Genomic DNA, 14,647 nt, shown 5'->3' on the forward strand with positions numbered 1-14,647 from the left:
TGCACGATAACGTGTTTTCGGATAAGTGCAACCTCAACGATTGTCGATCATTTGTAATTTTTTCTTTCGATTGCAGCGTAGGCCGTCGGCGCAGCGTGCGCGATGGAAGCGTTTGCTGCGGGACCGCGTGTCGGTGGGCATGAACCAGCGCGCCTCGGGCAGCGATTGAAGCGCTTCCGCCAAAGCGGCGCCGCCCGGACTCGATCAAGCGAAAAGCGCAGCGCCTGCCGAATCGGTTCGGCAGGCGCTGGTGTCGTCGACAGTCTGCCTCGGTCAGATGACCAAGTCGTGATGGGACAGCGAGTGATTGTCGGTCGGCGTGCCGCCCATCGCGGCGAACACCGTCTCGTGGCCCACCCACCACGGGGCAGCGGCACCGGAATGCTCGCTGAACAGATCGGACAGGGGCTGGGGATTCGTGCCCAGGTCCGTATGGCTTGTGTCGGTGTGCGACGTTTGCGTGAACGCCGAGAAGTCGAAGCTGTCGCGGCCGATCAACGATGTGCTGGTCGAGGACGTGTTGTCCTGCGTCGGGATGGCGAGCCCCGCTGCCGCATTGGCTTGGGCGGCCTCGGCATTGGTCGGCAGCTGGCGCTCGCCGGTCTCCAGGAAGGCATACATCAGGCTGCCCTGATCGGCCGGCGCAAACAGGTCCTGGAGGCCGAGCTGCTCGCCCATCTCGTGCATGAGGGTGGTGAGCAGGTCCATGTGGCCGGCCGCCGCCGTGGTCGGATCCGTCACGAGGCTGGTTGCCGACACGGCGTGCGCGAATTCTGAATTGCTCGACGGGGTCGGATCGACAAACCAGCCTCGTCCATCGGCATTGACGTCGATGGTGACATGGCCCGGCGTCGACTGGCCGAGCCAGCCGGACGTGATGTCGGCGACGTCATAGGTGACGTGCTGGAGCAGGGCAATCTTGTCGGACGAAAGTCCGGCAGCGGCCCAGTTCGCGATCGCGGCAGCGACGGCCTTGTTGAGCTCCGCCTGGGTCAGGTTCATCTCGCCGGTGCTGCCGCTCGCGCTCGCCACGCCGCCACTTGCGGAGAACAGCGCGTTGGCATTGGACGGCAGGATGGTGTGGCCGCCATTATGGGTGCCGGGAATCGCTGCGGACGCCGGCGAGTTGAGCTCGAGCGTGGAGTTCTGCGGCGTGTTGTTGTTGGCGTTCCAGGTGGCGTTGGTGCTGCCGGCGAAGTTCTCAAGGTACAGATGTGATCCGGCGCCGCCGCTGTTCTCGACGACGAAGGCGACGTTGCCGTCGCCGGCCGTAATCCCCGTCACCGCATTATTGTGGATGTTGGCGGTGATGGTGGTGGCGTCATTGGCGTTGGCGCCCGGCACCAGCAGGATGCCGTCGTTGAACGAATTGGCGTTGAGGTTGTTGCCGGTCAGGTTGATGGTGTTGCTGGCCAATGTCAGGTCGAGGGCGGCCTTGTTGTTGGTGGTGCCGCCATCGCCTTCAGCGAACGCGACGATGCCGGCGTCCTGACCGGCATTGTTGATGGTATTGCCGCTGGCCTCGATCGACGCGGTGGCGTTGTCCTCGATGTCGAAATCGAGCGGGCTGCCGGCCCGGTTGGTGGTGCCGTTGTTCGCAATGTTGCTGTTGTTGTCGACATGGCCGTTGATCACGGCGCTGTTGATGCCGAAGATCTCGACGACCGGGCCGCCATAGCCGACCAGGTTGGTGTTGCGGTTGATATTGAAGTTGAGGTGCGCGGTGTCCTGCGCATTCAGCCCGACGGCGCGGCTTGCGACCGTTCCCGGCGTGAAGCTGTTGCCGTTTCCGGTCGTGCCGCCGTCGGTGATGTTGACGTTCATCGTCGACGTGCCCCGGGCGAACGTATCAATGCCCGCGGTCTTCAGATTGGTGAACGTGCTGCCGGAGACATTGAGATTGACCACCGAAGTGCTGTTGCTGGTGACCTGGAGGCCGTCCGCACCGGACGTGGAGTCGGCGGTGTTGTGGAAGGTGCTGCCGGTGACGTTCAGCGTCAGTGTGCCGGTGGTGTTGCGGATGTCGACGAGGTTGTCGCCGGCCGTGGCGTCGCCGGGCACGAAGCCGAACGTCGAGTTTGTGATGTTCGACGTGCCGCTGAGATTGAACAGCCTGACGTCACCTTCCGCATTGTTGGTGCCGTCGTCGTCGCCGAAGCCCACGACCGTGCTGTTGCTGATGGTGAGATTGGAGACGTTGACGCCGTTGATGCCGTTCTGCGCGCCGCCGGCTCCGCCATTGCCGTTGACATTGAGGTGGTCGAGGGTCACGCCCGCGACGTTGTTCATGTTGATGCCGGCTTCGGCATTGCTGTTGAACGTCGAATCATCGGCGTTGACCGCCGTCCCGTTGCCGCTGTCGGGGTTGGTGAAGTTCATGTAGGACAGCGACAGCGCCTTGGTATTGGTGAACAGCGCGCCCTGCACGTTGTTCTGGATGGTGCCGCCGGAACCTGCGGTCGCACCGTCGCCGGTCACGGTGAGGCCGCCATTGCTTGCGCCCGTGCCGGTGTTGTTGAGGATGATGCCGTTGGCGGCACCGTTGACACTGATGTCGTGGAAGGTGAGGCCCGAGCTGCCGATATTGGTGTTGACGACGTCGAGCGCGGTGCCGGTCGTCGTCGTGATGTGGTTGGTGCCGGTGACGGTGATGGTGCCGCCATGGGTGAAGTTCATGCCGGCGCCGCTGGCGGTCTTGATCGTGATGTCGGACATCGAGACGGTGCCGACATTATTGCCGTCGTCGCTGATGCCGATGCCGGTCGAGGCCGAGGTGTCGATGCTGACGCCGGTGATGGTATGGCCGGTCGTGCCGAGCAGGTCGATGCCGTTGTCGGCGCCGGTGACATGGATCACCGGATCGCTGCCGGAACCGGTGTTGGCGGTGATCACCTGGCCGGTCACCGGATTGGTGAATTGCAGGGTATGGCTGCCGCCGATCAGGTTGACGCCGTCGGCGAGATTGATGCCATTGGCCTCGCTATAGGTGCCGGTGCCGTGCTCGAGCACGACGTAGTCGCCGGAGCCGGCCGGATTCGCGGCGTTAAAGGCCGCGATCGAGGTGTACGGGTCGGCCTGGGTGCCGAGGTTGTGGCTCGTGGTCGCCGAATTGTCGATATAGAACACCTGCGGGATGACGCCGACATGGAAGCTCTGGGGGCCGGATGACAGCGGGCCGCCGGTGCCGGTGTGACCGTTGTCATTGATGTTCAGCGAGATGGTGTCGGTCCCGGTGAAGCCGTCGTCGCTGTTGTAGGTCAGGGTCGCCAGCGCGGTGTTGAGCTGCGCGATCGTGCCTGTCAGCGTGACCGTGTGGGTGCCGTTGTTGGTGGAGCTGGCAAGGCCCGTGAGGTCGAAGTTCAGCGCACCGTGGCTGGAGCTGATCGTTGCGGTTTCATTGCCGCCTGCGGAATCGATGTCGGCGACCGAAAGCCCCGATATCGCGAGATTGGTGTGCGAGAATGCGGTCCCGATCGATGAATCCGTCGGCACCGTCGCGGTGGGCGGATCGTCGATCGCGGTGACGGTCTGGCTCGCACTCGCCGAACCGGTGTCGTTGCCGCCGTTGGCGGTGCCGCCATCGTCGACCGCGGTCACGGTATAGGAGCGCGCGGTGGTGTCCGGCGGCTCGCCGGTGTTGTTGAACTGGACCAGGTCGAGCACGGCATTGTAGTGCGCGATCGTGTCGGTGCCGGTCAGGGTGACGGTTTCGGTGCTGGCCGTGCTGCTGATGTCGAAGTGGATGTTGCCGATGTCGCCGCTCGTGCCGGCATGGCCCGCGATCGAGAGCGCATCCGACGGCTTGAGGTCGTTCAGCACGAAGGTCGCGCTGATCAGGTTGCTGCTGTCGACGTCGGTGATCGTCAGGTTGGGGGCAATCGTGACCGGAACGGAATTCGCTGGCGGCGTACCGACCGGCGGCTCGCTGAAATTGGTGATCGCGCCGAACGTCACCACCGGCGGGTTGTTGACCGGCGTCACATCGATGGTGTCGGTCGCCGGCGTGCCGTCCAGGATGCCGTCATTGGCGATGATGGTCACCGTGCGGGCCAGGGCGGACGGATTGTTGCTGGTGTTGAGATATGTGATCGAATCCAGCGCGCTCTGGAAGTCGGCGACCGTGGAGGCGGCGGAGCCGGTCAGGGTCATTTCACCGTGCACGGCGTCCCATGTGCCGGTGATGTTCGCGGTGTTGACGAAGCCCAGGACATCCTGGCCGTTGACGTAGTTGCCGGTGATCTGCACCGTCACATGATCGAGCGTCGTGCTGTCCGAATCAGTGACCGTCAGCGCGGGATCGATCGCGGTGGCGGCTTGCCCCTCGAGGTAGTTCAGGGTGTGGCCGCCGGTCACGACGGGCGGTGCGTCCGGAGGAGCCACGGTCTCGGCGTTCGAGGTGCCGGTGATGGCGGCGCTGACCGTGTCGGTCGCGGTGATGGTCTGACTGCCGGCGGTCTCGAATGTCTCGCTGAAGGTGCCGACGCCGTTGGTCAGCGTCATGTCGCTGGGCAGCACGGCGCTGCCGTCGCTCGACGTGAAATGCACCGTGCCCGTATAGCCGGTCGCCACGTTGCCGTGGTCATCGAACGCGGTGACGGTAACCGAACCTGGGATGTTCGCCCTGCCGTTGGCCGGAATGCTGACCACGAAATGCGTGGCCGCGCCCGGCGCCACGGTCTCGGCGTTCGAGGTACCGGTGATGGCGGCGCTGACCGTGTCGGTCGCGGTGATGGTCTGGCTACCGGCGGTATCGAGGGTTTCGCTGAAGCTGCCGACGCCGTTGGTCAACGTCATGTCGCCGGGCAGCACGGCGGCGCCGTCGCTCGAGGTGAAGTGGACGGTGCCAGCATAGCCCGTGACGACATTGCCGAAGGCATCGAGCGCGGTCACCGTGCCTGAGCCGGCCGCGCCTGCCGTTCCGTTGGCCGGGATGCTCACTGCAAAATGCGTGACGGCGGCGGCCGTCACCGTCTCGGCGTTCGAGGTGCCGGTGATGGCCGAGCTGACGGTGTCGGTCGCGGTGATGGTCTGGCTGCCGGCGGTGTCGAGCGTCTCGCTGAAGCTGGCGGTGCCGTTGGTCAGCGTCATGTCAGCGGGCAGCACGGCGTGGCCGTCGGTCGACGTGAAGTGGACCGTGCCCGCATAGCCGGTGGCGACGTTGCCGAAGGCGTCGTATGCGGTGATCGTGGCCGAGCCGGCGACGCCAGCCGTTTCGCTGGCCGGGAGGGTGACCACGAAGTGCGTGGCTGGGCCCGGCGCGACCGTTTCGGCGTTCGAGGTGCCGGAGATGCCGGCGCTGACAGTGTCGGTCGCGGTGATGGTCTGGCTGCCGACGGTCGCGAAAGTCTCGCTGAAGCTGCCGACACCGTTGGTCAGCGTCATGTCGCCGGGCAGCACGGCATGGCCATCGGTCGAGGTGAAGTGCACGGTTCCGGTGTAACCGGTGGCGACATTGCCGAACGCATCGAGCGCCGTGACGGTGAGCGTGCCCGGCGTGCCAGCAGCGCCATTGCCGGGAATGCTGACCACGAAATGCGTGGCCGCGCCCGGCGCCACGGTCTCGGCGTTCGAGGTACCGGTGATGGCGGCGTTGGCCGTGTCGGTCGCGGTGATGGTCTGGCTACCGGCGGTATCGAGGGTTTCGCTGAAGCTGCCGACGCCGTTGGTCAACGTCATGTTGCCGGGCAGCGCGGCGGCGCCGTCGCTCGAAGTGAAGTGCACGGTTCCTGTGTAACCGGTGACGACGTTGCCGAAGGCGTCGAGCGCGGTCACCGTGCCCGAACCTGCTACGCCTGCCGTTCCGTTGGCCGGGATGTTGACGGCAAAATGCGTGACGGCGGCGGCCGTCACCGTCTCGGGGTTCGAGGTGCCGGTGATGGCCGAGCTGACGGTGTCGGTCGCGGTGATGGTCTGGTTGCCGGCGGTGTCGAGGGTCTCGCTGAAGGTGGCGGTACCGTTGTTCAGCGTCATGTCAGCGGGCAGCACGGCGTGGCCGTCGGTCGACGTGAAGTGGACCGTGCCCGCATAGCCGGTGGCGACGTTGCCGAAGGCGTCGTATGCGGTGATCGTGGCCGAGCCGGCGACGCCAGCCGTTTCGCTGGCCGGGAGGGTGACCACGAAGTGCGTGGCTGGGCCCGGCGCGACCGTTTCGGCGTTCGAGGTGCCGGTGATTCCGGCGCTGACCGTGTCGGTCGCGGTGATGGTCTGGCTGCCGACGGTCGCGAAAGTCTCGCTGAAGCTGCCGACGCCGTTGGTCAGCGTCATGTTGGCTGGCAGCACGGCATGGCCGTCGGTCGAGGTGAAGTGCACGGTTCCGGTGTAGCCGGTGGCCACGTTGTTGAAAGCGTCGAGTGCGGTGACGGTGACCGTGCCTGGCGTTCCCGCCGCTCCATTGGCCGCAATACTGACCACAAAGTGCGTGGCGGCACCGCCCGCCACGGTCTCGGCGTTCGAGGTGCCGGTGATGGCGGCGCTGACCGTGTCGGTGGCGGTGATAGTCTGGTGGCCGGCGGTATCAAAAGTGTCGCTGAAGCTGCCGATGCCGTTGGTGAGCACTGAGTCGGCAGGTAGCACGGCGCTGCCGTCGCTCGACGTGAAGTGGACGGTTCCGGTGTAACCGGTGGCGACGTTGCCGAAGGCATCGAGCGCCGTGACGACGACCGAACCTGGCGTCCCGGCCGTGCCGTTCGCGGGAAGACTGACGGAGAAATGCGTGGCGACACCCGGCGTCACGATTTCGGCGTTCGATGTTCCTTTGACCGCGCTGTTGACCGTGTCGGTCGCGGTGATGGTCTGGCTGCCGGCGGTGTCGAGGGTCTCGCTGAAGCTGCCGGTGCCGTTGGTCAATGTCACGTCGGCCGGCAGCACGGCGTGGCCGTCGCTCGATGTGAAATGAACCGTGCCGGTGTAGTTGGTGACGACGTGGTTCAACGCATCGAGCGCGGTGACGGTGACCGTGCCCGGCGTGCCTGCCGCGCCGTTGGCCGGGATGCTCACCGCAAAGTGCGTGGCGGCCCCGAGCGTCACCGCGATGGTGAAGCTCTGCGAGCTGGACAGGGTGCCGTCGCTTGCCGTCGCGGTGACGGTGTAGGCGTGACCGGGGGCGGTCGTGTAGTCGATCTTGCTGGGATCGGCGACGCTGATGACGCCGGTATGGGGGTCGATCTTGAAGCCGCCGCCGGACGTATCGCCGGTCAGCGTATAGGTCACGGCATTCATGTCGGCCGCGGATGCGGTGATGCCGACGAGCGTGCCGACGGCGGAGCCTTCCGCGACCTTGTTGGGTGCCGCATTGGTGTCGACCGGTGTCGACGGCGCAACGTCGGTGACGCCGATGACGAAGCTCTGCGAGCTCGTCGCCATGCCGTCACTCGCCTGAACGGTGATGGTGTAGGCGTGACCGGGGCTGGTTACGTAATTGACCTTGCTGGGATCGGCGACCGACACCACGCCGGTGTTCGGATCGATCTTGAAGCCGCCATTGGAGCTGTCGGCGGTCAGCGAATAGGTGACGGGAATGCCGCTGCTGCTGGTGGCTTGCGCGGTGATGTTGACGAGCGTGTTGACCGCGGCGCCCTCGGCGACGGTGTTGTTTCCCGAATTGGCGTCGACCGGTGTCGATAGCGAGTCGGTGACGGGCGGCCAGGGCGTGCCGGGAGGGCAGCCGAGGTAGAGATATTGCAGACCATACGTGTCGGCGAACGCCTGCGCGGCCGAATCGAGGACGATATGACCGGTCGAATCAAGCTGAAGTTCCGGACGCGTTAAACCACCGATTGTATAAGCAGGTATGGTCGTCATGAGCACTCCTGCGACCGGCGTGGAAGCCGGCCAATAATTACATTTGTTGGATACGAGGACGTGTGATGCCGTTCACACGTTGAGGTTGACCATCTGCGATCGGAGTGCGCGCCAAGCTGACTGCAATACCGGACGACCGCGATGTCCGCGGAGCCGTGACATCAGCAAGATCAAATGCGCTTGCCATTGACGTAGTCGCTTTCACTCACACACGCCGCAACAAAGCCCGATGAATGTTCGATAAAAATGCGGCGGCCAATCAAATTTACTCTTTGGCAACCACGACCGTATTGGCGATATTTCCGAGTGTCAATGTGTGCCCGGATGACACAACGCGGTCAGCCTTGATCGCGACGATGCAGCGGGAGGTAGAGTGCTGTAATCCGATGATTTTTCGCCGCGGGAAGCCGGTCGCATGCGCCGGACGGGCGGGATCGGAACCGTGTGACAGATCTGTGTCGCGAGTTCGCCTTATGATTGATTCGCGGCTATGCGACTGTGATCCGATCAGCTCCATAGGCCAGCCAAACTGCCCCTTTTTGTCGTCACGGTTTCGCGAGCGCGTCGTAAGGCTTTCAGACTACGCAACTATTTGCTTGATCCGGCGGCCATCTTGAACAGACTGGGTGGCGGCTACATCTGTGACATCCGCTGCCGCGGCATCGCGGTGGTCCATCCGCGCAAAATCACGGCAATTTCAATTGCGACTTTCGTAGCCCTGCTTGGTCGTCGTGCTTTCGTTGTTCTGGGGGAGAAGGAATTGGGTTCGATTGACAGAGCGGAGCGTGTGGCTCCGGTGACCGGCGTCGAGCGTCATTCGTTTCGTCGCCAGCGATTCATCAGGGCTTGCCGGCTCAGCCTGGCGCCGATCGGGCTATTGGCCGCGCTGACGCTCGGCGGCTGCGACGACAAGAGCGCGCAATCGCAGGCCGCGCCGCCGGCACCGCCGGTGACCGTTGCGCAGCCTGTCAAGCGCACCGTCACCGACTGGGACGAATTCACCGGCCGCTTCGAGGCGGTCGAGGAGGTTCAGGTCCGCGCCCGCGTCGGCGGCTTCGTCAACAGCGTCGAGTTCAAGGACGGTGCGATCGTCCATGCCGGCGATCTGCTCTACATCATCGACCCGCGGCCGTTCGAGGCGGTGGTGCTACAGGCCGAGGGCCAACTCGCCGACGCGCGCGCCAAGGGCGAGCTTGCCAAGCGCGATCTCGAGCGCGGGCTGAATCTGGTGCAGACCAGCGCGGTCTCGGAGCAGGTCGTCGACCAGCGCCGTCAGGCTTTGCAGGCGGCGCGTGCTGCCGAGACCCAGGCCGAGGGCTCGCTGAAGGCCGCGCAGCTCAACGTCGAATTCACCCACGTGCTGGCGCCGATCACCGGCCGCGTCAGCCGGCATCTGGTGACCCCCGGCAACCTCGTGCAGGGCAGCGAGGGTGGCGCGACGCTGCTGACCTCGATCGTGTCGCTCGATCCGATCTACATCTATTTCGACGTCGACGAGGCGACCTACCAGCGCAACAGCAAGCTGTGGTTCGAAGGCCGGCGGCCGAGCTCGCGTGACACCGCGAACCCGGTGCAGGTGGCGCTGACCGGCGAGACCAAGCCCTCGCATGAAGGCAAGATGGACTTCCTCGACAACCGCCTCGATGTCTCGACCGCGACGCTGCGCAGCCGTGCGGTGATTCCGAACAAGGATCTGTCGATCCTGCCCGGCCAGTTCGGCCGTGTCCGCCTGATCGGCTCCTCGCCCTATGAGGCGCTGCTGATCCCGGACAGCGCCGTCGCCACCGACCAGTCGCGCAAGATCGTGTTCGTGGTCAAGGACGACAACACGGTGGAAGCCCGCGCGGTCACGCTCGGGCCGCTGGATGAGGGCCTGCGCGTGATCCGCGAAGGCCTCAAGCCGGAGGATCACGTGATCGTCGACGGGCTGCAGCGCGCCCGTGTCGGCGCCAAGGTGACGCCGAAAATGGCGCAGGCTCCGGCGGGTGACAAAGCTCCCGCAGACGCCAAGCCGGCGGCAGGTGCGAAGCCATGAATCTCGGAAGGCTTTCCATCAACCAGCCCATCCTCGCGATGGTGCTGTCGATCGTGCTGCTGATTGTCGGCGCGATCGCCTATCCGACGTTGCCGATCTCGGAGTATCCGCAAGTGGTGCCGCCGACCGTCGTCGTCACCACGCAGTATCCGGGCGCCTCGGCGCAGACCGTGTCCGACACCGTCGCTGCTCCGATCGAGCAGGAGATCAATGGTGTCGAGGACATGCTGTATCTCTACAGCCAGGCGACCTCGAACGGCCAGCTCACCATCACCGCGACCTTCAAGCTCGGCACCGACCTCGACAAGGCCCAGGTGCTGGTGCAGAACCGCGTCGCGATCGCGCAGCCGCGGCTGCCGGAAGAGGTGCAGCGCAACGGCGTGACCACACGCAAGAACTCGCCCGACATCCTGATGGTCGTGTTCATGCTGTCGCCCGACGACACCTTCGACCAGCTCTACATCTCCAACTACGCACTGCTGCAGGTCCGCGACCAGCTGCTGCGGCTCGACGGCGTCGGCGACATCCAGATGTTCGGCGCGCGCGACTACTCGATGCGGCTGTGGCTCGATCCCGACCGGATCGCCAATCTCGGCCTGACCTCGACCGAGGTGCTGGCGGCGATCCGGGCGCAGAACCTGCAGATCGCCGGCGGCCAGATCGCCGAGCCGCCGATCGCCGATCGCGCCTTCCAGCCCAACCTCGTCTTCACCGGCCGCCTCAAGGACGTCAGGCAGTTCGAGGACATCGTGGTGAAGGCTGGCTCCGACGGCCGCACGGTGCGGCTGCGCGACGTCGCCCGTGTCGAGCTCGGCGCGCTGTCCTACGCCACCAACAGCTTCCTGCTGCGGAAATCCGCGGTCGCGCTGCTGGTGACGCAACGGCCCGGATCGAATGCGCTTGCGACCGCCAAGAGTATCTCCGACACCATGGAGCGGATGAAGGCGACGTTCCCGAAGGGGCTCGACTACAACATCGGCTACAACCCGACCGAATTCATCGCCCAATCGGTGCATGAGCTGATCAAAACGATCTATGAGGCGATGGCGCTCGTGGTCATCGTGGTGCTGGTGTTCCTGCAGGGCTGGCGGCCTGCGATCATCCCGATCATCGCGATCCCGGTGTCGCTGGTCGGCACCTTCGCGGTGATGGCCGCACTCGGCTTTTCGATCAACAATCTGACGCTGTTCGGCCTCGTGCTTGCAGTGGGTATCGTGGTCGACGACGCCATCGTGGTGGTCGAGAATGTCGAGCGGCATCTCGAGCACGGCATGAGTAGGCGCGAGGCCGCGCTCAAGACCATGGAGGAGGTCGGCGGCGCCCTGGTCTCGATCGCGCTGGTGCTGTGCGCGGTGTTCGTGCCGACCGCCTTCCTCGGCGGCATCTCCGGGCAGTTCTTCCAGCAATTCGCCGTGACCATCGCGGTCGCGACCGCGATTTCCTGCTTCTGCTCGCTGACGCTGTCGCCGGCGCTGGCCTCGCAGATCCTGGTTCCGCATGAGGAGAAGCGGCCGCCGGCGCGCTGGAACATCATCGCCCGCGGCTGGGGCAGCTTCACCGCGCTGTTCAACCGCGTGTTCGACCGGCTGGCCCACGGCTATGCTGGTGTCGCCGACTTCGTGATCCGGCACACCGTGGTGATGGTCGTGATCTATCTCGCGCTGATCGGCAGCGCCGGCTGGCTGCTCGCGACCACCTCGCAGGGCTTCATTCCGGCGCAGGACCGCGGCTATGTCATCATCTCGGCGCAGCTGCCGGGCGCCGCGTCGCTGGCGCGGACCACGGCCGTCGTGCGTGAGATCGAGCGGATCGCGCTGGATACGCCCGGCATCGTACGCGTCGCGGCCTTCGCCGGATTCTCCGGCGCGACGCGGACGCAGGCAGGCAACGCCGCGGCGCTGTTCCCGGTGTTCGACGAGCCGGAGGCACGGCTGAAGAAGGGGCTGACGGCAAACGCGATCACGGCCGAGCTACGCAAGCGTCTGTCGGTGATCCAGGGCGCCTTCATCATCGTGATTCCGCCGCCGGCCGTGCCCGGCATCGGCACCGGTGGTGGCTTCACCATCCGCGTCCAGGACCGCCAGGGGCGTGGGCCCGAACTGCTGGCAGCCGCGACCGATGAGCTGGTGATGGCCGCGCGCAAATCACCGGCTCTCACCTCGGTGTTCTCGCCGTTCTCCGCGAACACACCGCAATTGTTCGTCGATATCGATCGGGTCAAGGCGCAGAAGCTCGGCGTTCCCATCGCCAACATCACCGACACGATCGAGACCTATTTCGGCTCGACCTATGTCAACGACTTCAACCTGTTCGGACGTACCTACCACGTCACCGCGCAGGCCGACCTGCCGTTCCGCAAGGAGGCCACCGATCTGGCGCGGCTGCGCACCCGTAACGCCAATGGCGATATGGTGATGCTCGGCAGCATCGTTGACTTCAAGGACATCTCGGGTCCCGACCGTGTCGCGCGCTACAATCTCTATTCGGCGTCGGAATTGCAGGGTGAGCCGGCGCCGGGCGTCAGCTCGACGACGGCGCTCAACACCATCAAGAAAATCGCCGACGAGACCTTGCCGAGCGGCTTCTCATTCGAATGGACCGACCTGTCCTATCAGCAGGTCAACGGCGCCAATGCCGGCCTCTACGTGTTCCCGATCTGCGTGCTGTTCGTCTACCTGGTGCTGGCCGCGCAATATGGCAGCTGGACCTTGCCGTTCGCGGTGATCCTGATCGTGCCGATGTGCCTGTTCGCGGCGACCATCGGCGTGCGCATCATGGGCCAGGACGTTAACATCCTGACCCAGATCGGCTTCGTGGTGCTGGTGGGACTGGCGGCCAAGAATGCGATCCTGATCGTCGAGTTCGCGCGCGATATCGAGCTCGAGGGCCGGCCACGGCTGGAGGCCGTGATCGAGGCGTGTCGTCTGCGCCTGCGGCCGATCCTGATGACGTCGTTCGCCTTCATCCTCGGCGTGCTGCCGCTGGTGGTGTCGACCGGCTCGGGCTCCGAGATGCGGCAGGCGGTCGGCGTCGCCGTGTTCTTCGGCATGCTCGGTGTCACGCTGTTCGGCCTGGTCTTCACGCCGATTTTCTACATGGTGGTGCGCAACCTCGCGGAAGGGAAGAACGAGGGTAAGCCGAAGGAACCCGCGGCCGTGGCGGGGTAGCGAGCCACCGGCATTCCGCGGCAGCCGGTCTTTCTCCGTCATCCCCGCGCAACGGCGGAGCCGTTGTCGCTGGAGGAGCCTGCGAAGCAGGCGTCTCTAAGGATGCACGGCCCCAGCCGGGCCGTCGCCCCTTCGAGACGCGCGTTCCGCGCTCCTCAGGGTGACGGGGAGCTATAAGCGGGCGTCGATGTAAGCCCATACTTTTGGCTGAACCGAAAGAGATGGGCAGGCGCGGGGTTATAAAATAATGTCGCGCCGATTTTTCCTGATGAGAAAACTGCTGGGAGAGCATAACAATGAAGTCGGGATTTTTGGCTGCGGTTGCGGCTTGCAGCCTCGTGATTGCGGCGCCGGCGATGGCGCAGGGTGTCAAGATCGGCGTCCTGAACGACCAGTCGGGCGTCTACGCAGACTACGGCGGAAAGTACTCGGTCGAAGCCGCCAAGATGGCGATCGAGGATTTCGGCGGCGAAGTGCTCGGCCAGAAGATCGAGATGGTCACCGCCGATCATCAGAACAAGCCGGACCTCGCCGTCTCGATCGCGCGGCGCTGGTATGACGCCGACGGCGTCGACATGATCACCGAGCTGACGACCTCGTCGGTCGCTCTCGCGGTGCAGGAGCTCTCGAAGGAAAAGAAGAAGATCGACATCGTGGTCGGCGCCGCGTCCTCGGCGATCACGGGCGCATCCTGCACGCCCTACGGCTTCCACTGGGCGTTCGACACTCACGCGCTCGCGGTCGGCACCGGTGGCGCGCTGGTGAAGGCCGGCGGCGACAGCTGGTTCTTCCTCACCGCCGACTATGCGTTCGGCTATGCGCTGGAAAAGGATACCAGCGAGATCGTCACGGCCGCGGGCGGCAAGGTGCTCGGTTCGGTGCGCGTGCCGCTGAACTCGTCGGACTTCTCCTCGTTCCTGTTGCAGGCGCAGAGCTCGAAAGCGAAGGTGATCGGCCTCGCCAATGCCGGCCAGGACACCACCAACTCGATCAAGCAGGCCGCCGAGTTCGGCATCGTCAGGGGCGGCCAGAAGCTCGCCGGTCTCTTGATGACGCTCGCCGAAGTCAACGGTCTCGGCCTCGACGCCGCGCAGGGTCTGGTGCTGACCGAAGGCTTCTACTGGGATCACGACGACAAGAGCCGCGCCTTCTCGGAGCGCTTCTTCAAGCGCACCGGGCGGATGCCGAGCATGATCCACGCCGGCACCTATTCGGCGACGCTGAGCTATCTCAAGGCGGTGAAGGCCGCCGGCACCAAGGACTCCGACGCGGTCGCCAAGAAGCTGAAGGAGCTGCCGGTCGACGACGCCTTCGCCCAGGGCAAGGTGCAGGAGAACGGCCGCATGGTCCACGACATGTATCTGTTCGAGGTCAAGAAGCCCTCGGAATCGAAGAAGCCGTGGGACTATTACAAGCAGCTCGCCGTGGTGCCCGGCGACCAGGCGTTCCCGCGGGCCAAGGACTCGGGCTGCCCGCTGACGAAGTGACGCGTAGCTGACGTATGCGCGGCTTGTGAAACAAAATAGGTGTCGTCCCTGCGAAAGCAGGGACCCATAACCACGGAACCTGGTTGTGAGATCGGGCTGGGGTCCCAGCCATCGCAAAACTGGACCCTGTGGTTATGGGGCCCGGGTCAAGCCCGGGA

Annotated in this window: 4 protein-coding genes; 3 read left to right on the forward strand and 1 reads right to left on the reverse strand. The window is 64.9% G+C overall.

What is annotated here, in order from left to right:
- Positions 1-273: 273 nt before the first annotated feature.
- Complete coding sequence (locus JQ616_RS30430) at positions 274-7,800, reverse strand: hypothetical protein (RefSeq protein WP_212021104.1); 7,527 nt, start codon at positions 7,798-7,800, stop codon at positions 274-276.
- Positions 7,801-8,560: 760 nt separating this feature from the next.
- Here JQ616_RS30430 and JQ616_RS30435 point away from each other — a divergent pair.
- The 3 genes from JQ616_RS30435 (at position 8,561) to JQ616_RS30445 (ending at position 14,489) form a co-directional block, all read left to right on the forward strand.
- Positions 8,561-9,835, forward strand: a complete 1,275-nt coding sequence (locus tag JQ616_RS30435; RefSeq protein ID WP_349630071.1) for an efflux RND transporter periplasmic adaptor subunit — start codon at positions 8,561-8,563, stop codon at positions 9,833-9,835.
- Positions 9,832-13,002 (forward strand): efflux RND transporter permease subunit, encoded by a 3,171-nt coding sequence (locus tag JQ616_RS30440; RefSeq protein ID WP_212021106.1) that lies wholly within the window; start codon positions 9,832-9,834, stop codon positions 13,000-13,002. Before JQ616_RS30435 ends, JQ616_RS30440 begins: the two co-directional genes overlap by 4 nt.
- 296 nt (positions 13,003-13,298) lie before the next feature.
- Complete coding sequence (locus JQ616_RS30445; protein WP_212021107.1) at positions 13,299-14,489, forward strand: ABC transporter substrate-binding protein; 1,191 nt, start codon at positions 13,299-13,301, stop codon at positions 14,487-14,489.
- The last annotated feature ends 158 nt before the right edge of the window (positions 14,490-14,647 follow it).

Origin of the sequence: Bradyrhizobium tropiciagri, assembly GCF_018130545.1 — a bacterium.
Lineage (GTDB): Bacteria > Pseudomonadota > Alphaproteobacteria > Rhizobiales > Xanthobacteraceae > Bradyrhizobium > Bradyrhizobium tropiciagri_A.